Below are 20,973 nucleotides of genomic sequence, written 5' to 3' on the forward strand. Positions count from 1 at the left end.
CGGGGATCACGCATGCCACTCATCGCCCTCCTGCCCGGAGACGGGATCGGACCCGAAGTCGTCGCGGAGGCGCGCCGCGTGCTCGATGCGCTCGACCTCGGCCTGACGTTCGAGGAAGCGCCGGTCGGCGGCGCGGCCTATGAAACGCTCGGTCATCCGTTGCCGATCTCGACGCTCGATCTGGCCGAGCAGGCCGACGCCATCCTGTTCGGCGCGGTGGGCGATGCGCGCTTCGACGGCGTCGAGCGGTCGCTGCGCCCCGAACAGGCGGTGCTGGGGCTGCGCAAGGAGCTGAACCTGTTCGCCAATTTGCGTCCGGCGAAGCTGTTCCCGGGGCTGGAGGATGCGTCCGCGCTCCGCCCCGAAGTCGCCGGCGCAATCGATCTGGTGATCGTCCGCGAGCTGACCGGCGACGTCTATTTCGGCGAGAAGGGTCGCCGCGAGACGATCGAGGGCCTGCGCGAGGGTTACGACCTGATGGCCTATGACGAGATCGAGGTGCGGCGCATCGCTCGCGTCGGCTTCGAAACCGCGCGCGGGCGGACGGGCAAGCTGTGTTCGGTCGACAAGGCCAATGTGCTCGAGACGTCGCAGCTGTGGCGCGACGTGGTGATCGAGACTGCCGCCGACTATCCCGACGTGGCGCTGACCCACATGTACGTCGACAACGCCGCGATGCAGCTGGTGCGCAATCCGGGCCAGTTCGACACGATCGTCACGGGCAACCTGTTCGGCGACATATTGTCCGACCAGGCGAGCATGTGCGCAGGGTCGATCGGGATGCTGCCGTCGGCGTCGCTCGGCGAGGCGATCGGTGGGCGGGTCAAGGGGCTGTACGAACCGATCCACGGCTCCGCCCCCGACATCGCCGGCCAGGGGAAGGCGAACCCGTGCGCGACGATCCTGTCGGCGGCGATGATGCTGCGCCATTCGCTCGACCGCGCCGACATGGCCGATCGGATCGAGGCGGCGGTGACCGCGGCGCTGGTCGGCGGCGCGCGGACCGCGGACCTCGGCGGCGCGCTGTCGACCAGTCAGATGGGCGACGCGGTGCTCGCGCGCCTGTGAGCCGCCCGCTCGAAATTGCCGTCGTCGTGCCGGTGTTCAACGAGCGCGCGAACGTCGCCGCATTGGTCGCCAAGCTCGACGCCGCGCTCGCCGGGCGCTCCTGGGAAGCGATTTTCGTCGACGACGATTCGCCCGACGGCACCGCCGACGCCGCCCGCGACCTGGCCCGCATCGACCCGCGCGTCCGGGTGATCCAGCGCATCGGGCGGCGCGGCCTGTCGACTGCCTGTATCGAAGGGATGTGCGCCAGCGCCGCGCCCGTCGTCGCGGTGATCGACGGCGATCTTCAGCATGATGAGCGGTTGTTGCCGCAGATGCTCGACGTGCTTTCCGCCGAGCCGGATGTCGACGTCGTCATCGGCTCGCGCTTCATGACGGGCGGCGGCACCGGCGACTGGGACCGCGACCGCGTCGCCAAGTCGGCCCTCGCCACCCGCCTGTCGCGGCGCGTCCTGAAGGCGGACCTGTCCGATCCGATGTCGGGCTTCTTCGCGATCCGGGCCGATGTGTTGCGGGGGCTGGTGCCGGTGCTGTCGGGGATCGGGTTCAAGATCCTGCTCGACATCATGACGGCCAGCCCGCGCCCTCTGAAATTCCGCGAACTGCCCTATACCTTCCGCGTGCGCGAGGCGGGCGAGAGCAAGCTCGATCACGTCGTCGCGATGGAATATCTGATCGCGCTGTATGACCGCATGTTCGGCAAGGTCGTGCCGGTGCGCTTCGCGATGTTCTCGGCGATCGGCGCGGCGGGGGCGGCGGTGCATCTGGCGGTGCTGTGGCCGCTGTTCCGCGGGCTCGGCATGCGCTTCCTGACCGCGACCATCGTCGCGACCGCGGTGGCGATGACGTTCAATTTCTTCCTCAACAATGCGCTGACCTACCGCGACCGCCGGCTGAAGGGGGCACGCCAGCTGTTCGACGGCTGGATCGGCTTCTGCCTGGTCTGCGCGATCGGAGCGGTCGCCAATGTCGGCGTCGCGGCGTTCCTGCACGACGTGCAGCAGGGCGGCTGGGCGGTGTCGGCGCTGGCCGGGATCGTCGTTGCCGCGGTGTGGAACTTCGCGCTCAGCTCGCGCTTCGTGTGGGGGCGCTATCGTTAACGCCAGCTGTCGAACCACATCCAGTGGTTGAACGCCTGGTCGCTGGGCAGCGCCGCCGCCGACAGGATCGGGTAAAAATAGGCGAACAGGCCGAGCGCAATGCAGCCGAACCAGAACATCGCGCTGTCTCGTTCCCCGTGGGCGCGCAGGTGGAACGCGGCGGGCAACGCGACGCACAGCCAGATGCCGCTGAGATAGTAATAATAATAGAAGCCCAGGCTCTTCGGGATCACCGCCCAGATCGCGAGACTCGCGATCCACAGCAGCGCGATCGCGCCGGCGCGCGCGTCGCGGGTCGTCCACCAGCGCCACGCCAGCCAGCCGACCGCGATCAGCCCGCCCCACATGATCGCCGGGTTGCCGACATAGAGGATGCCGCGCACCGCGCCGTCGACCGGCTCGTACAGATACCAGATCGGGCGGAGTTCGAGCGGCCAGGTCATCCAGCCGGACTGATAGGGGTGGGGGCTGAGCACCTGCGTCTGGCGCGCGTACATCTCGAACTGGAAGGGGATCAGCCCCCCGGGCGTCATCGCGTCCTGCGCGTAGAAGAAGGCGGGCAGGAACGTGACGGCATAGGCGGCGACGCTGATCACGCCGAGCAGGATGACGCCCTTCGCCGCCGCCAATCCCGGCCACAGATCGTGGCGCCGCGCACGGATCGCGACGAAGGCGAGGGAGGCGAAGGCTATGTAAGGCGCCGCAGTCCACTTCACCGCCGTCGCCAGGCCGAGCAGCACCGCGCCGAGCACCCAGCGCCGCGTGACGCGATCCGGCGGGCTGCGCATCGCCCACAGCAGCGCCGCCACCCCGCCTACCACGAACGCCGCCAGGAACGGCTCCAGCATGGCGATGCGCGCATGGATGTAGAGCGTGTTGCCCAGCACCGCGAACGCCGCGCCGTAGCTCGCGGTCCGCACCGACCCGAAAAGCAGCATCAGGATCGCGAAGATGCCGGTGACGGTCGCCGTGCCCGCCAGCGTCGATGCCGCGCGCCAGCCGATCGGATTGTCGCCGAACACCGCCATGCCGGCGGCGATCAGCTCCTTGCCCAACAGCGGATGCTCGATGTTCGCCGGTCGCTCCAGCGTCAGCAGCGTCCGCGCGGCGGGGACGTAATGAACCTCGTCGAACACCGGCTTCGACGGGCGGGCGAGGTTGATCGAGAACAGCAACTGCGCGGCGAGCGCGATCAGCAGCGCGGCGAAGGCGGGGTGGCTCAGGCGGGCGGGCATCGTCCGCACGGTTGCGTCAGCGCACACGCTCCGGCAAGGCGGAAAACATGAAGCGGCGCACCGGACAGGACCAGTCGATCACCCGCCACTGGCGGCCCGCCACCCAGGCGGTGCGCGGCGGAACCGCGCGCAGCGAGTTCGGTGAGACGAGCGAGGCGCTGTTCCTGACATCTGGCTATGCCTACGACTGTGCCGGCGACGCCGCGGCGCGCTTTGCCGGCGAGCAGGCCGGCATGACCTATTCGCGGCTCCAGAACCCGACGGTCGAGATGCTGGAGCAGCGCATCGCCCTGCTGGAGGGCGCCGAGGCGTGCCGTACGATGGCGACCGGCATGGCCGCGATGACCGCGGCGCTGCTGTGCCAGCTTGAAAGCGGCGACCATATCGTCGCTGGCCGCGCGGCATTCGGGTCGTGCCGCTGGCTGACCGACACGCTGCTGCCGAAATTCGGGATCGAAACCACGATCGTCGACGCGCGCGACGCCGACCAGTTCGCCGACGCGACGAAAGCGAATACCAAGCTCTATTTCTTCGAGACGCCGGCCAATCCCACGATGGACGTGGTCGATCTGCGCGCGGTGTGCGGCATGGCGCGCGAACGCGGCGTGCGGACGCTCGTCGACAATGCCTTCGCGACGCCCGCTCTCCAGCGGCCGATGGAATATGGCGCAGACATCACCGCCTATTCGGCGACGAAGATGATGGACGGGCAGGGTCGCGTGCTGGCGGGCGCGGTGTGCGGCACCGAGGATTTCATCACCAACACGTTGCTGCCGTTCACGCGCAACACCGGGCCGACCTTGAGCGCGTTCAATGCCTGGGTGGTGCTGAAGGGACTCGAGACGCTCGACCTGCGCATCCGCCGTCAGAGCGAGAATGCGCTGAAGGTCGGCACGTTCCTGGAAGGCCGCGTGCCGCAGATCCTGCATCCCGGCCTCGCCAGCCACCCCCAGCACACGCTCGCCATGTCGCAGATGGACATGGCCGGGTGCATCTTCGCGATCATCCTCGATGGCGGGCGGACGCAGGCGCACGGCCTGCTCGACGCGCTGCGGCTGATCGACATCTCGAACAACATCGGCGATTCGCGCTCGCTGATGACGCATCCATCGTCGACCACCCACGCCGGGCTGGCCGAGGAGAAGCGCGTGGAGATGGGCGTGACCGAGGGGATGCTGCGCCTGAACGTCGGGCTGGAAGATCCGCAGGACCTGATCGACGATCTCGACCAGGCGCTCCGCACGGTGGGGCTGTAGCGTGAGCGGCGTCATGGACCGGCTGTTCGGGCAGGTCGCCGACACCGACGGCATCGTCGTGCGGGTCGCGGTCAGCTACCTCGCCGACCAGTCTGAGCCGGCGCGGGGGCGCTGGTTCTGGTCGTACCACATCCGCATCGAGAACACGTCCGAACGCACCGTCCAGCTGCTGACCCGCCACTGGATCATCACCGACGGTCGCGGTGCCCGGCACACGGTGGAGGGAGAGGGCGTCGTCGGCGAACAGCCGGTGATCGCGCCGGGTGAAAGCTACGATTACGTCTCGGGCTGCCCGCTGACAACGCCGACCGGCGCGATGCGCGGCAGCTACCGCATGATCGCCGACGACGGCGCGTCGTTCGACGTCGCGATCCCGCACTTCGCGCTGATGGCGCCGGCGGTGGGGGCGTGAGTGGTTATCTCCAAAAACCCGTTCGTGCTGAGCTTGTCGAAGCACGTGTTCCGGGCACGCCTTTCGACAAGCTCAAGGCGAACGGGCGGGGCGCGCTTCATCGATACGAGTTGCGGTTTTGAAGCGTACCCACCTCCCCCTGAACGGCCTGCGCGTGCTGGACGCGGCGGCGCGGCATCTGTCGTTCACTCGTGCCGCCGACGAACTGGCGGTGACGCCCGCCGCGGTCGGCCAGCAGATCCGCGCGCTGGAGGATACGCTCGGTACTGTCCTCTTCCGCCGTACCACCAAGGGGCTGGAGCTGACGCCGGAGGGCGAGGCGGGTCTTGCGCCGTTGCGCGCCGGCTTTCTCCAGTTCGAGGAATCGGTGCGGGCTATGCAGGCGGGCCAGTCGTCCAAGGCGCTGACCATCGCCGCCCCGCGCGACCTGACCTCGAAATGGCTGATGGCGCGGCTGGCCGAGATTTCTTCGGGCGATGGCGAAATCCGTTTTGCCATCGTCGGCGACGAGAGCGTCGACTTCAGCGAAGCCAACCTCGACCTCGCGATCCGCTGGGGCGAGGGGCCGGGCGAGCATGAGGGCGAGGCGATCGAATCGGACGGCATGGTGACGGTGGCGGCGCCTGCGGGCGGGGCCGACACGCCGATCGCGTGGCCGGGCTGTCTGAGCGAGGATGCCGGCGCGCAGGTGCGGGTTGCCGACGCGGGGCTAGCGGTCGATGCCGCTGCCGCCGGGCTGGGGCGCGCGTGCGTTCCCGAACTGGTCGCGCGCGCGGACATCGCTGCGGGCCGCGTGGTACTGGTGGGCGAGCCGCGGGCGTCGGGCCGCGGATACTGGCTGGTCGCGCCGCTGCCGCAGTGGCGCCAGAAGAAGGTCCGCGCACTGGTCGACGCGCTGGCGCAATGAGCGGGGCGGAGCCGACAGCGTTCCTGAACCCGGAGTTCGACAGCGAGCGGCTGACGATGCGCCCGCAGTCGATCGACGATGCCGAGGCGTTGCACCCCGCCTATAGCGACGTCGCAGCGATGACGTGGTGGTCGAGCGCGCCGCATGCGTCCATCGACGAAACCCGCATCTACCTCGCCGACGGGGCGCGTTCCACCGACTGGCGTGGCTGGACCATACGGGCCAAGGACGACGGCCGCGTCGTCGGCACGCTTGCCGCGTGCGAGACCAAGCCGCGCGTCGCCGAGATCGGCTATATGGTCCTGCGGCGCGACTGGGGCAGCGGCCTGGCGCGCGAGGGCGTGTCGCGGCTGATCGACCTGCTGTTCGAAACCGAGAGGTACCGACGCGTTTGGGCCGACACCGATCCCGAAAACCTACCCTCGAACGCGTTGCTGACCCGGCTGGGCTTCACCCGCGAGGGGCATCTGCGCGGCGAATGGGAAACGCACATCGGCGTGCGCGATGCGTGGATATGGGGCTTGCTGCGTGAGGAATGGCGGCGGTGAGCGATCCGGCCCCCGACCTCGCCGACCCGGTCGAACTCGCTCGCTACAAGGCGGAGTTGCGCCACGTCGCCGCCGGCACCCGCCAGCTCGGCTTCCTGCTCGCCGGGCTGGGCATCCTGACCGCGATCCTGCGCGGGACAGTGATGCCGGGCTTGCCGGAGCTGGTACCGCTGGTGCTGATCGTCACGGCACTTGGGCTGATGCTGATCGGCATCGTCCGCCGTGCGCGCTATCATCTTGGGCGGATGCGCGGGCTCTAGGGAACGGCAAGCTCGACCGCGCGCTGCATCAGCGACGCGAAACGCATTTCGTCCACGCCCTTGGCGGAGTCGTTCCAGCTGCCCGACACCGCATACCAGCGCCCGTCCTTCGCTTGGAGCAGCCAGCTCATCGCCATTACGCCCGGCTCCGACCCGCCCTTGTACCCGGCGTAGGTCCAGCGCGATGCCGTCGCCGGCGGCAGGGCCGGATTGATCGCCAGGATCGCGCGAACGTCGGCGGCAGGGCCGGACGCGCTCGCGCGGCGGATCCAGTCTAGCGTGCGCGCGACGTCGCTTGGCGAGAAGAACCATTCGAGCTCGCCGATCCGCACCGGCTTGCCATCGGCGAACAGCGTCGAGGGGACCGCCGACAGCGGCATCCGCGCGATCTCCCCGGCCAGCATCGCGCGGCGGCCTGCCTCGGTCTGCGCAAGATAGCGGTCGGCGAGCGCCGACACCGCCTTCAGCTTGAACACTTCCGCCGTCGTCAGGAACGGGCGCGAGCGTGCGGGCGCGGCGATGCCGACCACCGGCATCATCGCCTCGACCTGCGACCGCCCGACCGTTTCCAGCAGAATGTCGGTCGCGCTGTTGTCGCTGACCGAGATCATCTTCGCCGCCAGATCGCGCAGCGACACCTGCGTGCCCTTTGCCGCCCGCGCCCAGCCGCCCGCGGGCCGCTCACTGCCGTCCAGCGTCACGCGGTCTTCCCAGCGACGCTTGCCGGCGGCGACATCGCGCACCAGCGTGGCCAGGATCACCAGCTTGAACTCCGACCCGATCGCGAACGCGCGGTCGGCGTTGCGCGCGACGATCGACTTCGGACCGCCGTCGTCCAGCCGAGCGAGCAGGAAGCCGGTCGTGCCGGGCAGTGCCGCGAGCGCAGCATCGACGGCACCGACGCTCGCCTCCGCCGCCGATACGCCCGACAGCAGCAGGCCCGACACCTGGTAGGGCGCGGTCGCATCGATCGCTATCTGCAAGGTGGCGACCGCGCGTTCGCAGGCGATCGTCACGACCGCGGCATAGGGGCTCACGGCCCTGACCGACGCGATCCGCTGCGGCGCGCCAGCGGCCTGGGTCAACTGCTTCGTGACGGCGGCAAATTTCTCCCTGGGTACCTGCGCGCGGAATGGCGGCGCGAACGTGGCGTCATAGTCGCCGCCGCCCTTCAGGATCGTCAGCACCTCTTCGATCCGCGCGGTCAGCTGCGGTGCGGCCACGACCGGGGCGGCGGGGGCAACCTGTGCGGTAGCGGGCGCGGCCACGGCGAAGGGCATGGCGGCGAGTGCGATGGCGAGGATATTGCGCATGGAGCCCCTCTTTGTGTATTAGTGTAGTGTTACACCAGCCGCGCGCCGCCGCAAGAAGGGAATCGCCGATGTCCGCACCCAGCCCCTGGACCCATCATCGTAAGGCGGGCCTCGCCGACGACATCGATTTCGAGATCAAGGGCCAGGAACTGCAGTTCGTCGAGATCGAGCTCGATCCGGGCGAAAGCGCGGTGGCGGAGGCGGGGGCGCTGGTGTGGAAGGATGCCGGCATCGACATGACGACCGTGTTCGGCGACGGATCGGGCGGGCAGGGCGGTGGCTTCATGGGCAAGCTGCTCGGCGCGGGAAAGCGGCTGGTGACCGGCGAATCGCTGTTCACCACCGTCTTCACGCATCTCGGCAGCGGCAAGGCGCGCGTCGCCTTCGCTTCGCCCACGCCGGGCGCGATCATCCCGCTGAAATTGGACAGCGTCGGCGGTACGCTCATTTGCCAGAAGGACAGCTTCCTGTGCGCCGCGAAGGGGGTCGCCATCGGCATCCACTTCCAGCAGAAGATCATGACCGGCCTGTTCGGCGGCGAAGGCTTCATCATGCAGCGGCTTGAGGGCGATGGCTGGGTCTTCGTCCAGATGGGCGGCGCTATCGTCGAGCGCGAACTGGCCGCGGGCGAGGAACTGCACGTCGATACCGGGTGCCTGGCCGCCTACACCCCAAGCGTCGATTTCGACCTGGTCCGCGCGGGCAGCGTCAAGAGCATGATCTTCGGCGGCGAAGGCGCCTTCTTCGCCCGCCTTCGCGGCCCGGGGAAGGTGTGGATCCAGTCGCTGCCGTTCTCACGCCTAGCCGGCCGCATGCTGGCCGCGGCGGGCTCACGCGGCGGCCAGAATCGCGGAGAAGGCAGCGTGCTGGGACAGTTCGGGGACCTGATCGGCGGGAATTGACCCGGCGATTTCCAGCGCCTTCAGGATCGTGAGGCGGACGTTATCGTTCCGGTCAGATCGACCGTGATGATCTTCGCCGGCCCGCAGCCGCTTGCGATGCGCGTCCCGGTCTTCGTCGCCCGGTCGGCCACCAGGACGAACCGCTCCCGGCGGGAAACGCCGGTCATGCCCTGAGCCATCTCCAGCGGCAGGTATCGCCGGCCTCTAAGCGATGATTGGGCGACATTTATCCAGGCGCCATCGGCATGCTTGCCCCGGCGCCTTTCGACGATGTCGCCGACGCGTCCGCCGGCATCGATTACGAAGTCATAGTCGATCCACTGGTCCTGAACATCGGGACCGTTCGCGCCAGCGTCGACGCAGCTACCATCTTCTCCGAGACTGAGCCGCGGAGCGACCACCAGCATCGGCGAGCGTGTGCGGCTCGGATACGTGTCGAGCAGGCGCTCGATCGGGGCGGGATCGCCGCGATCATAAGCAGCGCGTGCCACCAGAATTTCGGCGGCCTCGCGATAGGTCTGCATCGCCGGGTCGGTCGTCGCCCGCAGCGCCGCGATGCGTCGGTTCGCCTGTTGCCGGTACATGGCGTTGTCGCTGGCAAGTTGCGCAAACAGCGACGCCGACCGAAGCATCGCCCGCCCCTGCACGTCCGGCAGACGGGCTTCTGCGGCCCGCTTCGCCACCGCATCATACACGCTGACCGCCATCTGCAGCCGGCTGCGCAGTGGTAGCGGCGTCGTTGCCGCCTCCAGGTTGCTCTGGCGCGCGAACGCGTCGCCGATCTCCAGCCGCTTGAGTTCCAGATCGGCTTGCGACGCGTTCTTTTTCGCCTTCAGGGCCGAAAGCGAATCGATCGTTCCGACCCGGGCCAGATCCGGCTCGCCAAGCACGGTCGCCATATCCGCGCTGAACTGTCGCAACCCGCTGACGGACTTGGGCAATGTCGAGGCGTATCGATCGTTGCGTCCCCTGCTTCTGCGCAACGTCGCCCAGGCATTTTCGAAATCGCCATCGATGAACTGATTTTCAGCGTGCGTGATCGTCGCGGCGATATCCTCTTGCGGGGGGCATTTGCGGCGAATGCAGGCGTCCAGCGCGGCCTTGCTCTTTCGCGTATCGCGGGCGATCACGACGATCACGTCGCTGTCCTTGTCGGGACGCAACACCGTGCCTGGAACCGCCTGCGCCGCGAGCGCCATCCACAACAGCATCATGCGTCGATCGCCTCCTCTTCCAGCCGCGCGGCGTTTTCCTGGATGAAGGCGAAGCGGTGGGCAGGGTTGGTGCCCATCAGACGGTCGACCAGATCCTTTACGCCGGCACGTTCTTCATATTCCTGGGGAAGTGTGATGCGCAACATGCCGCGGGTGCGCGGGTCCATCGTCGTCTCGCGCAGCTGCTGCGGGTTCATTTCGCCGAGCCCCTTGAAGCGGGCGACGTCGACCTTCTTACCCTTGAACACGCCCGCCTCGATCTCGGCGCGGTGGGCGTCGTCGCGGGCGTACACCGACTTCGCGCCGACCGTCAGGCGGTAGAGCGGCGGCTGGGCGAGGTAGAGATGCCCCTGCCGGACGATGTCGGGCATTTCCTGGAAGAAGAACGTCATCAGCAGCGTGGCGATATGCGCGCCGTCGACGTCGGCGTCGGTCATGATGACGATGCGGTCGTAGCGCAGGTTTTCGGGCCTACAGTCCTTGCGCGTGCCGCAGCCGAGCGCCTGGATCAGGTCGGCGATTTCCTGATTGGCGAGTATTTTCGCACTGGTCGCGCTGGCCACGTTCAGGATCTTGCCGCGGATCGGCAGGATCGCCTGGGTCTTGCGATCGCGCGCCTGCTTGGCGGAGCCGCCGGCGGAATCGCCCTCGACGATGAACAATTCGGTGCCGGCGGGGTCGTCGGCGGAACAGTCGGTCAGCTTGCCGGGAAGGCGCAGCTTGCGGCCCGATGTGGCCGTCTTGCGCTTGACTTCGCGCTCCTGCTTGCGGCGCAGGCGGTCGTCCATGCGGTCGATGACATAGCCGAGCAGCGCCTTGCCGCGCTCCATATTGTCGGACAGGAAATGATCGAAGTGGTCGCGCACCGCACGCTCGACCAGGCCGGTCGCCTCGGGGCTGGTCAGCCGGTCCTTGGTCTGGCTCTGGAATTGCGGATCGCGGATGAAGACGCTCAGCATCAGCTCGCTGCCGACCATCACGTCGTCGGCGGTGATATCCTTCGCCTTTTTCTGCCCGACCAGGTCGCCGAACGCGCGGATGCCGCGGGTCAGCGCCTGGCGCAGGCCCTGTTCGTGAGTGCCGCCGTCGGGGGTCGGGATGGTGTTGCAATACCAGCTGTAGCTGCCGTCCGACCACAAGGGCCACGCGACCGCCCATTCGACCCTGCCCTGGCCGTCGGGGAAGTCCTGACGACCGGTGAACGCCTGTGCGGTGGCGCATTCGCGTGCGCCGACCTGTTCGCGCAGGTGATCGGCAAGCCCACCCGGAAACTGGAACACCGCCTCCGCCGGGGTGTCGTCGGAAATCAGCTCCGGCGCGCATTTCCAGCGGATTTCCACGCCCGCAAACAGATACGCCTTCGACCGCGCGAGCTTGTACAGGCGCGCGGGCTTGAAGTGCATTTCCGGCCCGAAAATCTCGTCATCGGGGGTGAAGGCGACACTGGTCCCGCGCCGGTTGGGGGTGCCGCCGAGATGCTCGAGCGGCCCCAGCGTCTGTCCGCGCGCGAAGCTCTGGCGGTACAGCTCGCGCCCGCGCGCGACCTCGACCACCGTGTCCTTCGATAGCGCGTTGACGACGCTGACGCCGACGCCGTGCAGGCCGCCCGACGTCGCATAGGCCTTGCCGGTGAACTTGCCGCCCGAATGCAGCGTCGAGAGGATGACTTCCAGCGCCGACTTGTCCGGAAACTTCGGATGCGGATCGACCGGGATGCCGCGGCCGTTGTCGACGACGGTCAGGCGGTTGCCCGGCTCCAGCGTCATCTCGATGCGGGTGGCGTGGCCGGCGACGGCCTCGTCCATCGCGTTGTCGAGCACTTCGGCGGCCAGGTGGTGCAGCGCGCGTTCGTCGGTGCCGCCGATATACATTCCCGGACGCCGGCGCACCGGCTCCAGCCCCTCCAGCACCTCGATCGACGAGGCATCGTAATCGGATGATGGCGCCGCGGAACCGGCGGCGAAGAGGTCGGACGACATGAGCCAAGCTATAGAGCGCATCGCGCGACGCTGCCAAGGCGGGCGACCTGACGGCTGTTGCGGAAATGTCACTGATCGAGATTGTTGTGCGCCGCGGCGGATACGAATGCATCCAAGCGCCGTTCAGCGACGGACATCCTGCCGGGAACACCGGGGACAACCTCGATAACAAAGGGAATTCCGATGATGAAGCGACTGGCTTACGCCACCCTGATCGGCACTGCCGCGATGACGCTGGCCGCGCCCGCGATGGCGCAGGACACCACCGAGAACCGCTTCGGCGGATTCTACGTGGGCGCGTCGGGCGGCTATGACGTGCAGCCGAACGACGACGGCTCGACCATCCTGTTCGATCGCAACCTGGACGGCACGTTCGGCGACACGGTGACGACGGCGGCAGGCGCCAATGCCTTTTCGCCCGGCTTCTGCAACGGCCGCGCCACCAGCAGCGCGCCGACCGCGTGCCGCAACGACAAGGACGGCTGGTCGTACAACGGCAAGATCGGCTTCGACATCCAGTCGGGCAAGATCGTGTTCGGTGCGGTCGGCGAATTCGGCAAGAGCGAGATCAACGACAGCGTGTCGGCCTTCTCGACGACGCCGGCGAGCTACACCATGCGCCGCAGCATCGAGTGGGAGGGCGCCGCCCGCCTGCGCGCCGGCTATGTCGCGGGTGACAGCACGCTGTTCTACGGCACCGGCGGCCTCGGCTACGCCCGCATCGACAACGAGTTCTTCACCAGCAACACTGCCAACGCCTTCGCCGGCCGCGGCAAGCGCAACCAGCTCGGCTTCCAGGCCGGCGGCGGTATCGAGCAGCTGCTGGGCAACAACTTCTCGGTCGGCGTCGAGTATATGTACCACGAGTACAAGGACGACGATTACCGCGTCCGCGCCAGCGCCGGCACCGCGCCTGCGACCAACCCGTTCATCCTGGCGCCGAACACGACCGGCACCGATTTCCGCCGTTCGGACGACAAGTTCCGCTGGCACAGCCTGCGCGCGACGGCGGCGTTCCGCTTCTGACGCGACGCCATCGGCAACGATGACGAAGGAACGGCGGCCGGGGCGACCCGGTCGCCGTTTCGCGTTTCAGATGACCGCCATGTCGGTCTTGTAATGATGCCACGCCATGATCGCCGCTGCGCCGCGGTGGGGGCGCCAGGCCTCGGCCAGCGCGCGCGTCGCCTTTTCGCTCGGGCGGGCGTCGTGGCCGAGGATGCGCCCGACCTCGATCTGCACGGCCAGGTCGCCCGCCGGCCAGACGTCGGCGCGCCCCTCCGCGAACAGCAGATAGATTTCCGCCGACCACCGCCCGATGCCTTTCACTCGCACCAGCTGCGCGATCGCAGCCTCGTCGTCGGCGGGGAGGTGGGCAAGGTCCAGCCGCCCGCTCGTCACTTCGTCGGCAAGGCTGCGGGCGTAGCCGGCCTTCTGGCGGGAGAACCCGGCGGTACGCAGCGTCTCGTCGGACGCCGCAGCGACGACCGCTGGGTCGGTCAGGTCGCCGAGCGCCGCCTCCAGCTTTGCCCACACGGAGGCCGCCGCGGCGACGCTTATCTGTTGGCCGACGATCGTGCGCAGCAAGGTGGCATAGCCCGGCTGGCTGATCCGCGGCTCGGGATAGCCCGATCGCGCGATCGCGGCGGCAAAGGCCGGCTCGATATCCGCGAGCGCGTCGAGCGAGGTGCGAAGCTGGTCGGCGGACAGGCCCATGCGGTTTCCACGCTTTCTTGAATTCGCGCGGGCGGCAAGGCATGGCCGGTCGCGACACGCTTTGGAGAATGAGGACAGATGCCGACACTTATCGTCACGACCCGCGAGGGGGAAGAACGCTCGGTCGAGGGTGAGGCGGGCCTGTCGGTGATGGAAGTCATCCGCGACAACGGCTTCGACGAATTGCTGGCGCTGTGCGGCGGCTGCTGTTCGTGCGCGACGTGCCACGTCCATATCGACCCGGAATTTGCGGCCAAACTGAAGTCGATGAGCGAGGACGAGAACGACCTGCTCGATTCGTCTGCAGACCGCGACGAAACGTCTCGCCTTTCCTGCCAGATCGAGTTCACCGATGCGCTCGACGGCCTGCGCGTGCGGATCGCCGCGGAGGATTGATCCCGGTGTCATAAGCCGCTGGCGGTGACGCTTCCCGCCCGGTATGGCGGGCGGCATGGCAGGCGAGCGCGTGTTTCAGGTCGATCCCGGCGACGATGTCGCGACGGCGCTCGGCGCGCTGGAGCCGGGGGAGGCGATCGACGGACTGGTGGTGCGCGACGCGGTTCCGGTCGGGCACAAGATCGCGGTGCGCGCGGTGGCGGCGGGGGCGCCGGTCATCAAGTTCGGCTTCCCGATCGGTCGCGCGACGCGGGACATCGCGGTCGGCGAGCATGTTCATGTCCACAATGTCGCGACCGCGCTCTGCACGCACGGCGACTATCGCTACGTACCGCAGGCGGCGTCGATGGCCACGCCGCCGGCGCCGCGCGAGTTCCTCGGCTATCGGCGGGCGGACGGGTGCGTCGCGACCCGGAACGAAGTGTGGGTGATCCCGACCGTCGGCTGCGTCGCGCGGACGGCGCAGAAGATCGCGGCGCGGGGCGATGCCCTGCACGGCGGGCGCATCGACGGGATCCACGCGCTGGTCCACCCGTTCGGCTGCTCGCAATTGGGCGACGATCTGGACGGCACGACCGCGATCCTTGCCGCACTGGCGCAGCATCCGAATGCGGCGGGCGTTGTGCTGGTCGGGCTGGGGTGCGAATCGAACCAGCTCGACCGGCTGGTGGCGATGATCGACCCCGCCCTGCGCGACCGCATCCGCACGGTGCGCGCGCAGTCGGCGACCGACGAAGTGGCCGAGGGCGTGGCCCACGTCGCCGAACTCGTTGCGCTGGCGGAGACGGTCGAGCGGACGGCGGTGCCGCTGTCCGAGCTTGTGCTGGGCGTCAAATGCGGGGGGTCGGACGGCTTTTCGGGCCTGACTGCCAATCCGCTGGTCGGGCGGATGAGCGACGCGGTCACGGCGGCAGGCGGGACCGCGATCCTGACCGAAATCCCCGAGATCTTCGGCGCCGAACAGATGTTGATGGACCGCGCCGCCGATGCCGACGTGTTCGCGGGGCTGGTCGCTATGGTCAACGGCTTCAAACGCTATTTCGTCGATGCCGGGCAGCCGGTGTCGGAGAATCCGTCGCCCGGCAACATCGCCGGCGGCATCACCACGCTTGAAGAAAAGTCGCTGGGCGCGGTGCAGAAGGCGGGGCACGCGACCGTCACCGACGTGCGCCGCTATGGCGAGCGCGTGCGCCGGCGCGGGCTGACTCTGCTGGAGGCGCCGGGCAACGACGCGGTATCCTGCACCGCGCTGGCGGCGGCGGGGGCGACCGCGATCCTGTTCACCACCGGGCGCGGCACGCCGCTCGGTTTCCCGGTCCCGACGATCAAGATCGCGTCGAACACCGCGCTCGCCGAACGCAAGCCGGGCTGGATCGATTTCGATGCGGGGCAGGCGCTTGAAGATGCCGACGGTGCGGCGACCGGGTTGCTCGACCGCGTGATCGCGATCGCGTCGGGCGAGGCGACCGCCGCCGAGCGCAACGACGAACGCGAGATCGCGATCTGGAAGCGGGGCGTGACGCTATAGCGCGGTGCGCGGCCCGAGGCCGCTCTATCCTCGACAGTTGCGTACCGGCGCCATCGCGGTCACACCGCGGCCAAGTTCGACCGCCGACGCACGGCCCATCGCCCGCGGTCACCGCATCGTCCACGCCTGCTTGAGAATCCCACCCATGATCCACGCCTATCGTGCCGAATTGCTGAGCGTCCCCGCAATCGGACGAGTGCTGCATCACGCCGATGGTCTGCTCGTGGTCGAGGATGGCCACGTCGTCGCGTTCGGCGATCGTGCCGATCTTGGCGCGCAATTCGCGGATGTGCCGGTGACTGCCTTTCCCGGCAAGACGATCGTGCCCGGCTTCGTCGACGCGCACGTCCATTACCCGCAGACCGACCGCATCGCCGCGCACGGCGAGCAATTGCTGGAATGGCTCGAGCGGCACATCTTCCCGGAGGAAGCGAAGTTCGCCGACCGCGCCCACGCGGATGCGGTGGCGGGCGTGTTTCTGGACGAGCTGCTGCGTAACGGCACGACGTCGGCGCTGGTGTTCGCGACCGTCCACGCGACCTCGGTCGATGCGCTGTTCGAAGCGGCGCTGGCGCGCGACATGCGGATCGTGTCGGGCAAGGTGCTGATGGACGGCGGCCCCGCGACCCTGCGCGACGATGTGGCGTCGGGGCGGGCGGAGACCGAGGCGCTGATCGCACGGTGGCGCGGGCGCGGGCGGCTGGGCTATGCGGTCACGCCGCGGTTCGCGCTGACTTCGTCCGACGCGCAACTCGCCGATGCCGGCGCGATCCTGGCGGCACACCCGGACGTGCTGATGCACACCCATCTGGCCGAGAATGCCGGCGAATGCGCCGCGGTCGCCGCGCGCTTCCCCGACGCCACCGATTACCTCGACGTCTATGATCGCTTCGGCCTCGTCGGCCCGCGATCGGTGTTCGCGCATTGCATCCACATGAGCGACCGCGCGATGACGCGGATGGCCGAGGCCGGCAGCGGCATCGCGCACTGCCCGACGTCGAACCTGTTCCTCGGCTCGGGCCTGTTCGATCTGGCCGCCGCCGACCGCTTCGGGGTGAAGACCGGCCTTGGCAGCGATGTCGGTGCGGGCACGACCTTCTCGCTGCTGGCGACGATGGGGGAGGCGTATAAGGTCGCCCAGATGCGCGGGGTCAGCCTCGACCCGTTCCGCGCGCTGCATCTGGCGACGGCGGGCGGCGCGCGGGTGCTCGGGCTCGACGACCGGATCGGCGCGCTGCAGCCGGGGCAGGAGGCGGATTTCGTCGTGCTCGATCCCGCCGCGACGCCGTTGCTCGCGCGTCGCACCGCGGGGCAGCCGCTCGCCGACAGGCTGTTCGCGCTCCAGATCCTCGGCGACGACCGCGCGGTCTCGGCGACCTATGTCGCCGGCCGCTGCGTCCACACGCGCTAGGCGAACAGTCCCAGCGGCCCGCGCCCGCCCGTCGTCCAGGTCGACCAGTTCGGCATGACATAGGGCATGTCGGTGTCGGTCACGCCGTGCCACCGCGCGATCGCGCCCAGATATTCCTCTTGCGCGATCTGCGGCAGGAAGCGCCCCTCCGACGCGACGTCGTCGGCGCCGCCCAGCGTGGTCGCGGGGTAGAGGCCGTGGACGGTCCGCGCCTTCAGCGCCGCCCCCATCACCAGATGGTTGCTGCCCCACGCATGGTCGGTCCCGGCTTGCGCATTGCCTTTGTACGTCCGTCCGAAATCGCTCATCGTGAAGGTGGTAACGCCGTCCGCGACGCCCAGCGACTTCAGCGCGCGGTGGAAGGCGCTGAGCGCCAGCGCGAGGTCGCCGAGCAGATTGGCGTGGGTGCCCGCCGACGTGTCGGTGTTCACCTGCGCCGAATGATTGTCGTAGCCGCCCTGCGTCACGAAGAAGGTCTGGCGATCGTGGCCGAGGCTGCCGCGCGCCTCGATCATGCGGGCGACGCGCAGCAGCTGGCGCGAGACGTCGCTGGTCAGCGTCGCGCCCGTCGTTGGGTTGACGAAGAACGCGTCGACGCCGCTGGTCGCGGTGAGGATCGTATTGGCGGTCGTCGCCTGCGTGTACGCCGCGGTGATCTGCTTCGCGGTCACGTCAGCGATCGTGCCCATGCCCGCGGCGGTCGCGAAGGCGTCGATCGCGCTGTTCTTCGCCGAGCTGCCCGTGGTGTAGCCGGTGCGGCTGAGCGTCCCTGTCGACGGCAGGATCAGCGGCGCCGAGGTCTGGCCGATCACCGCCAGGTTCGATCCACCGAGCGAGATCAGCGCGGGCGTCGCAGGGGTTGCCGATCTGTCGGCGATGCGGCCCATGAATCCATCGAAATTGTCGGTCCGCGCGCGCAACCCCTGCCAGTGCGCCTGTTCGTCGGAATGGCTGAGCAGGTTGGTGGGTCTCAGATCGCTGCGGCTCTGGTACGTCGCCTTGGTCAACGGCGCGAACAGCGTGCCGGCATTCAGCACCAGCCCGAGCGCGCCTTCGTCCCACACCGCGTTCAGGGGTGCCATCGCCGGGTGCAGCGCGAACGCCGCGCCGCCGAGCGTCGTCAGCCGCGCCTGCGCCAGCGCGACCGTGCCGCGCGATGCGGCATAGCCGGCGTAGCGGCTGTCGGTCGGCACCACCATGTTCCAGCCGTCGTTGCCGCCGAACAGGAACACGCCGACCATCGCGCGGTAGCCGGTGCCCCCCGCGGCGATCGCGGAGGTGCGAGCCAACTGGCCGAGCGCGGCGGCGGCCCCGGCCCCGGCGATGAATTTCGAGAAATCGCGGCGGGAGAAATCCATGCCCATGCTCCTACCGATCGACCTGGAACTGCGGGCTGGTGGCGACGATGTAGAGCAGCATCTGAGCCCGCCGGCGCGATTGCAGCGACGGGGTCGCGTTGGTGATCGCGCTCGCCGCCGACGTCAGCGCCGCCTTTTGCGCATCGCTCATCGTGTTCGCCATCATCAGCAGGTTGATGCGGTCGATCATGCCGGCGGTGTCCAGCGCTTCCCACGCGGTCCACGTCGTGCTGCTGCCGGTCCAGCCCGGGATGCCGGGGTTGGTCGTGAATTCGCTGCGCGCCTGATCGCCGCTGACCGTCCAGTTGTAGATCAGGTTGTGCAGGCGGATGACGTTGGAGGTCGTGATGAGCTTCGACGGCCCGCTGCGCAGCGTCGTGTTGCCGGGCAGGGGATAGTCGGGCGGGTAGAAGTTGAACACCGACCCGCTGCGGAACACGCCCTGCAACACGCCGGCATCCTGCGTGACGAACGGATAGCCGTCGGTCGAGAAACCGACGACGCGCATCGTCGCGGTCAGCGTCAGGATCGGCTCCTTCACTTTGCCGTCGCCGGCACCGCTGCGCACGCCCCCGCGCGCCTCGGCATCGGTCAGGATCGCGCGGACCACCGCCTTCATGTCGCCGCGGATCCCGCTGCCGTTGTCGGCGAATTTCGCCGCAACCCGCCCGACATAAGCGGGCGAGGGGTTGGAGGTGACAAGCTGCTGGATCAGCGATTTTGCCACGAACGGTGCAGTCGATGCATTGTTGAACGCGGCGTCGACCACCGCCTTCACGCTGTCGGCCTGGGTGGCGCCGGCGGGCACCGTGGTGCCCATGAACGTCTTCGCCGTGGTGTCGTAGCGCGCGGCGACCTGCACCATCGGTTTCGAATAGTCGCGGGCATTGTTGTCGGTCAGGGCCGCGCTGCCCAGGCGCGCGTAGGTCCAGCCGGTCAGCGCCTTCGCCACGCCCTTGATGTCGTCGGTCGTATAGTTGGGGATCGCCGCCCCGGTCGCATCCAGCCGTCGGGTGCCGTCCATGTTCAGCTGGTCCGGCCCGATGCTGAACAGCTGGAGCAGCTCGCGCGCGTAATTCTCGGACGGGGCGGTGCGGTTGCTGTCCGCCATGTCGAGATAATCGCCCATATAGCCGCTGAGCGTGACGTTCTGCAGGATATCGCGGTAGTTGCCGAACGCGCCGTCGAGCAGGATCTGCTGGTACGCGGCGATGCCGTTGGTTTCGTTCACCTCCAGCTCGGACGCGACCAGCACCTGCGACAGCGCGAAGGCGACGCGCTGCTTCAGCTGGTCGGGCGCGTTCATCGCATCGGCGTAGAAGCGCATCGCGACGGGCTCGCGGCTGAAATATTTGCGGTTGCACGCGGTGTCGGTCGATCCCGCGCCCGCGGTGCAGAAATCCTGCAGCGCCGCGGTCGAGGCGGCGATATCGTCGTAGCGGCTGCCGGTGGCGGCAAGCTGCTCGTCGATCCAGCCGGTGATGCCGAGCGCGACGATGCGGTTCACCACCTCTGGCGTCGGTCCAAACGTCGCCTGCTGCGCCAGGCGGACCGCATCGACCGACGTGACCGGGGTCGGCGTCGGTGTGGATGGCGCGGGCGAAGGCGTCGGCGTGACGCTGACCAGCCCGCCGCCCGATCCCGACGTACCGCCACCGCCGCACCCCGACAGCACGGCCATCGCCACCGCCGACGTCATCACCATCCGCAGCGCGTGCATGCCCGTCATGCCCGAAATCCCCGCTCCCGACGCACCCCCGTGCATCGGCCCCGCGCGCAGGTTTACCCTAGTTCGGATGGGGCAGGAAGCGCAGAAGAATGCTAACGCGGCGTTGGGCGCGTTTGCGCGCGGTCAGGCCGGTGACGACAGCTTCATCAGCACCAGGCCGCCGACGATCAGGACCGCAGCGGCGATGCGCGTCGCGCTCGCCTGTTCGCCCAGCACCAGCACGCCGACCAGGAACGCGCCGACTGCGCCGATGCCGGTCCACACCGTGTAGGCGGTGCCGAGCGGCAGCGTCTTCATCGACACCGACAGCAGGGCGAAGCTGGCGATCATCGCAACGATGGTAACGATGCTGGGCATGAGCCGGGTGAAGCCGTGCGACTGCTTCATCGCCGCTGCCCACACGATCTCCAGCACGCCCGCAATCCCTAAGAAAATCCACGCCACAGCAGCCTCCTCACAAAGGACTGCCGGGCCGTCCCGGTCTTGATCACCCGTGGCGGGGCGGGAACGTGGTCGCCGCGGGGCGGGATGTAGGTGGGGTGCGCGGACCGGTCAATGCACGGGGTGAGGCCACGAAAAAGGGCGGCCCGTTGCCGGACCGCCCCTTGTTCGTCTGCGATGCCTTCGAACCCGAAGGCTCC

Annotated in this window: 20 protein-coding genes; 12 read left to right on the plus strand and 8 right to left on the minus strand. The window is 68.5% G+C overall.

What is annotated here, in order from left to right; genetic code table 11:
• Positions 1-12: 12 nt before the first annotated feature.
• Together leuB and M9980_RS01925 are read left to right on the plus strand one after the other, a co-directional pair.
• Entirely contained in the window at positions 13-1,068 is a 1,056-nt protein-coding gene (gene leuB / locus M9980_RS01920) for a 3-isopropylmalate dehydrogenase (protein ID WP_250752769.1), read from the plus strand.
• Positions 1,065-2,168: a glycosyltransferase family 2 protein gene (locus tag M9980_RS01925; protein WP_250752771.1), complete on the plus strand. Its 1,104-nt coding sequence runs from the start codon at positions 1,065-1,067 to the stop codon at positions 2,166-2,168. Before leuB ends, M9980_RS01925 begins: the two co-directional genes overlap by 4 nt.
• On the opposite strand, the gene M9980_RS01930 is transcribed toward M9980_RS01925, so the two are convergent.
• Positions 2,165-3,403, minus strand: a complete 1,239-nt coding sequence (locus M9980_RS01930; RefSeq protein ID WP_250752773.1) for a phospholipid carrier-dependent glycosyltransferase — start codon at positions 3,401-3,403, stop codon at positions 2,165-2,167. The two genes, M9980_RS01925 and M9980_RS01930, sit on opposite strands and share 4 nt — an antisense overlap.
• A gap of 47 nt (positions 3,404-3,450) precedes the next feature.
• Here M9980_RS01930 and M9980_RS01935 point away from each other — a divergent pair, with 47 nt between their 5' ends.
• The 5 genes from M9980_RS01935 to M9980_RS01955 all read left to right on the plus strand — a co-directional run bounded on the left by M9980_RS01935 (position 3,451) and on the right by M9980_RS01955 (position 6,786).
• Complete coding sequence (locus M9980_RS01935) at positions 3,451-4,659, plus strand: trans-sulfuration enzyme family protein (protein ID WP_250752776.1); 1,209 nt, start codon at positions 3,451-3,453, stop codon at positions 4,657-4,659.
• A gap of 13 nt (positions 4,660-4,672) precedes the next feature.
• Positions 4,673-5,071, plus strand: coding sequence for a Co2+/Mg2+ efflux protein ApaG (gene apaG / locus M9980_RS01940; protein WP_250755028.1), 399 nt, complete (start codon positions 4,673-4,675; stop codon positions 5,069-5,071).
• A gap of 118 nt (positions 5,072-5,189) precedes the next feature.
• Positions 5,190-5,978, plus strand: coding sequence for a LysR family transcriptional regulator (locus tag M9980_RS01945; RefSeq protein WP_250752779.1), 789 nt, complete (start codon positions 5,190-5,192; stop codon positions 5,976-5,978).
• Complete coding sequence (locus tag M9980_RS01950; RefSeq protein ID WP_250752782.1) at positions 5,975-6,526, plus strand: GNAT family N-acetyltransferase; 552 nt, start codon at positions 5,975-5,977, stop codon at positions 6,524-6,526. Before M9980_RS01945 ends, M9980_RS01950 begins: the two co-directional genes overlap by 4 nt.
• On the plus strand, positions 6,523-6,786 hold the full coding sequence (locus M9980_RS01955) for a hypothetical protein (RefSeq protein WP_250752784.1): 264 nt from the start codon (positions 6,523-6,525) through the stop codon (positions 6,784-6,786). The genes M9980_RS01950 and M9980_RS01955 overlap by 4 nt, the downstream gene beginning before the upstream one ends.
• Here the strand turns inward: M9980_RS01955 and M9980_RS01960 are convergent.
• Positions 6,783-8,099, minus strand: coding sequence for a serine hydrolase (locus tag M9980_RS01960; RefSeq protein ID WP_250752786.1), 1,317 nt, complete (start codon positions 8,097-8,099; stop codon positions 6,783-6,785). The two genes, M9980_RS01955 and M9980_RS01960, sit on opposite strands and share 4 nt — an antisense overlap.
• Before the next feature lie 68 nt (positions 8,100-8,167).
• Between M9980_RS01960 and M9980_RS01965 the strand changes: the two genes are divergently transcribed.
• Positions 8,168-9,001 carry an AIM24 family protein gene (locus tag M9980_RS01965; RefSeq protein ID WP_250752788.1) on the plus strand — a complete coding sequence of 278 codons (834 nt, stop codon included), beginning with the start codon at positions 8,168-8,170 and terminating at the stop codon, positions 8,999-9,001.
• A 20-nt stretch (positions 9,002-9,021) separates the two neighbouring features.
• Here the strand turns inward: M9980_RS01965 and M9980_RS01970 are convergent, their stop codons facing one another.
• Both M9980_RS01970 and parE read right to left on the minus strand, forming a co-directional pair.
• Positions 9,022-10,215: a hypothetical protein gene (locus M9980_RS01970; protein WP_250752789.1), complete on the minus strand. Its 1,194-nt coding sequence runs from the start codon at positions 10,213-10,215 to the stop codon at positions 9,022-9,024.
• Positions 10,212-12,194: a DNA topoisomerase IV subunit B gene (parE, locus tag M9980_RS01975; RefSeq protein WP_250752790.1), complete on the minus strand. Its 1,983-nt coding sequence runs from the start codon at positions 12,192-12,194 to the stop codon at positions 10,212-10,214. Before parE ends, M9980_RS01970 begins: the two co-directional genes overlap by 4 nt.
• Before the next feature lie 186 nt (positions 12,195-12,380).
• Here parE and M9980_RS01980 point away from each other — a divergent pair, with 186 nt between their 5' ends.
• Positions 12,381-13,220, plus strand: a complete 840-nt coding sequence (locus M9980_RS01980) for an outer membrane beta-barrel protein (protein ID WP_250755029.1) — start codon at positions 12,381-12,383, stop codon at positions 13,218-13,220.
• Between the two features lie 66 nt (positions 13,221-13,286).
• On the opposite strand, the gene M9980_RS01985 is transcribed toward M9980_RS01980, so the two are convergent.
• Positions 13,287-13,910 carry a DNA-3-methyladenine glycosylase family protein gene (locus M9980_RS01985; protein ID WP_250752791.1) on the minus strand — a complete coding sequence of 208 codons (624 nt, stop codon included), beginning with the start codon at positions 13,908-13,910 and terminating at the stop codon, positions 13,287-13,289.
• Positions 13,911-13,988: 78 nt separating this feature from the next.
• Between M9980_RS01985 and M9980_RS01990 the strand changes: the two genes are divergently transcribed.
• From M9980_RS01990 to guaD, 3 genes are all read left to right on the plus strand, one after another.
• On the plus strand, positions 13,989-14,306 hold the full coding sequence (locus M9980_RS01990; RefSeq protein ID WP_250752792.1) for a 2Fe-2S iron-sulfur cluster-binding protein: 318 nt from the start codon (positions 13,989-13,991) through the stop codon (positions 14,304-14,306).
• Between the two features lie 55 nt (positions 14,307-14,361).
• Positions 14,362-15,834 carry a UxaA family hydrolase gene (locus tag M9980_RS01995; RefSeq protein WP_250752793.1) on the plus strand — a complete coding sequence of 491 codons (1,473 nt, stop codon included), beginning with the start codon at positions 14,362-14,364 and terminating at the stop codon, positions 15,832-15,834.
• A 145-nt stretch (positions 15,835-15,979) separates the two neighbouring features.
• Entirely contained in the window at positions 15,980-17,245 is a 1,266-nt protein-coding gene (gene guaD / locus M9980_RS02000) for a guanine deaminase (RefSeq protein WP_250752795.1), read from the plus strand.
• Here guaD and M9980_RS02005 read toward each other — a convergent pair.
• The 3 genes from M9980_RS02005 to sugE all read right to left on the minus strand — a co-directional run bounded on the left by M9980_RS02005 (position 17,242) and on the right by sugE (position 20,776).
• Complete coding sequence (locus tag M9980_RS02005) at positions 17,242-18,603, minus strand: DUF1501 domain-containing protein (RefSeq protein WP_250752797.1); 1,362 nt, start codon at positions 18,601-18,603, stop codon at positions 17,242-17,244. The two genes, guaD and M9980_RS02005, sit on opposite strands and share 4 nt — an antisense overlap.
• 10 nt (positions 18,604-18,613) lie before the next feature.
• Positions 18,614-20,332, minus strand: coding sequence for a DUF1800 domain-containing protein (locus M9980_RS02010; RefSeq protein WP_250752798.1), 1,719 nt, complete (start codon positions 20,330-20,332; stop codon positions 18,614-18,616).
• 123 nt (positions 20,333-20,455) lie between these two features.
• Positions 20,456-20,776: a quaternary ammonium compound efflux SMR transporter SugE gene (gene sugE, locus M9980_RS02015; protein WP_250752800.1), complete on the minus strand. Its 321-nt coding sequence runs from the start codon at positions 20,774-20,776 to the stop codon at positions 20,456-20,458.
• Positions 20,777-20,973: the final 197 nt, after the last annotated feature.

It is taken from the genome of Sphingomonas donggukensis (assembly GCF_023674425.1).
Classification (GTDB): domain Bacteria; phylum Pseudomonadota; class Alphaproteobacteria; order Sphingomonadales; family Sphingomonadaceae; genus Sphingomonas; species Sphingomonas donggukensis.

What these genes read in the sequence shown, in the direction of transcription:
- leuB (WP_250752769.1), top strand. Translation starts at nt 13, where the DNA reads ATGCCACTCATCGCCCTCCTGCCCGGAGACGGGATCGGACCCGAAGTC.
- M9980_RS01930 (WP_250752773.1), bottom strand. Translation starts at nt 3,403, where the DNA reads ATGCCCGCCCGCCTGAGCCACCCCGCCTTCGCCGCGCTGCTGATCGCG.
- M9980_RS01935 (WP_250752776.1), top strand. Translation starts at nt 3,451, where the DNA reads ATGAAGCGGCGCACCGGACAGGACCAGTCGATCACCCGCCACTGGCGG.
- apaG (WP_250755028.1), top strand. Translation starts at nt 4,673, where the DNA reads ATGGACCGGCTGTTCGGGCAGGTCGCCGACACCGACGGCATCGTCGTG.
- M9980_RS01950 (WP_250752782.1), top strand. Translation starts at nt 5,975, where the DNA reads ATGAGCGGGGCGGAGCCGACAGCGTTCCTGAACCCGGAGTTCGACAGC.
- M9980_RS01960 (WP_250752786.1), bottom strand. Translation starts at nt 8,099, where the DNA reads ATGCGCAATATCCTCGCCATCGCACTCGCCGCCATGCCCTTCGCCGTG.
- M9980_RS01965 (WP_250752788.1), top strand. Translation starts at nt 8,168, where the DNA reads ATGTCCGCACCCAGCCCCTGGACCCATCATCGTAAGGCGGGCCTCGCC.
- M9980_RS01970 (WP_250752789.1), bottom strand. Translation starts at nt 10,215, where the DNA reads ATGATGCTGTTGTGGATGGCGCTCGCGGCGCAGGCGGTTCCAGGCACG.
- parE (WP_250752790.1), bottom strand. Translation starts at nt 12,194, where the DNA reads ATGTCGTCCGACCTCTTCGCCGCCGGTTCCGCGGCGCCATCATCCGAT.
- M9980_RS01980 (WP_250755029.1), top strand. Translation starts at nt 12,381, where the DNA reads ATGAAGCGACTGGCTTACGCCACCCTGATCGGCACTGCCGCGATGACG.
- M9980_RS01985 (WP_250752791.1), bottom strand. Translation starts at nt 13,910, where the DNA reads ATGGGCCTGTCCGCCGACCAGCTTCGCACCTCGCTCGACGCGCTCGCG.
- M9980_RS01990 (WP_250752792.1), top strand. Translation starts at nt 13,989, where the DNA reads ATGCCGACACTTATCGTCACGACCCGCGAGGGGGAAGAACGCTCGGTC.
- M9980_RS01995 (WP_250752793.1), top strand. Translation starts at nt 14,362, where the DNA reads ATGGCAGGCGAGCGCGTGTTTCAGGTCGATCCCGGCGACGATGTCGCG.
- guaD (WP_250752795.1), top strand. Translation starts at nt 15,980, where the DNA reads ATGATCCACGCCTATCGTGCCGAATTGCTGAGCGTCCCCGCAATCGGA.
- M9980_RS02005 (WP_250752797.1), bottom strand. Translation starts at nt 18,603, where the DNA reads ATGGATTTCTCCCGCCGCGATTTCTCGAAATTCATCGCCGGGGCCGGG.
- M9980_RS02010 (WP_250752798.1), bottom strand. Translation starts at nt 20,332, where the DNA reads ATGACGGGCATGCACGCGCTGCGGATGGTGATGACGTCGGCGGTGGCG.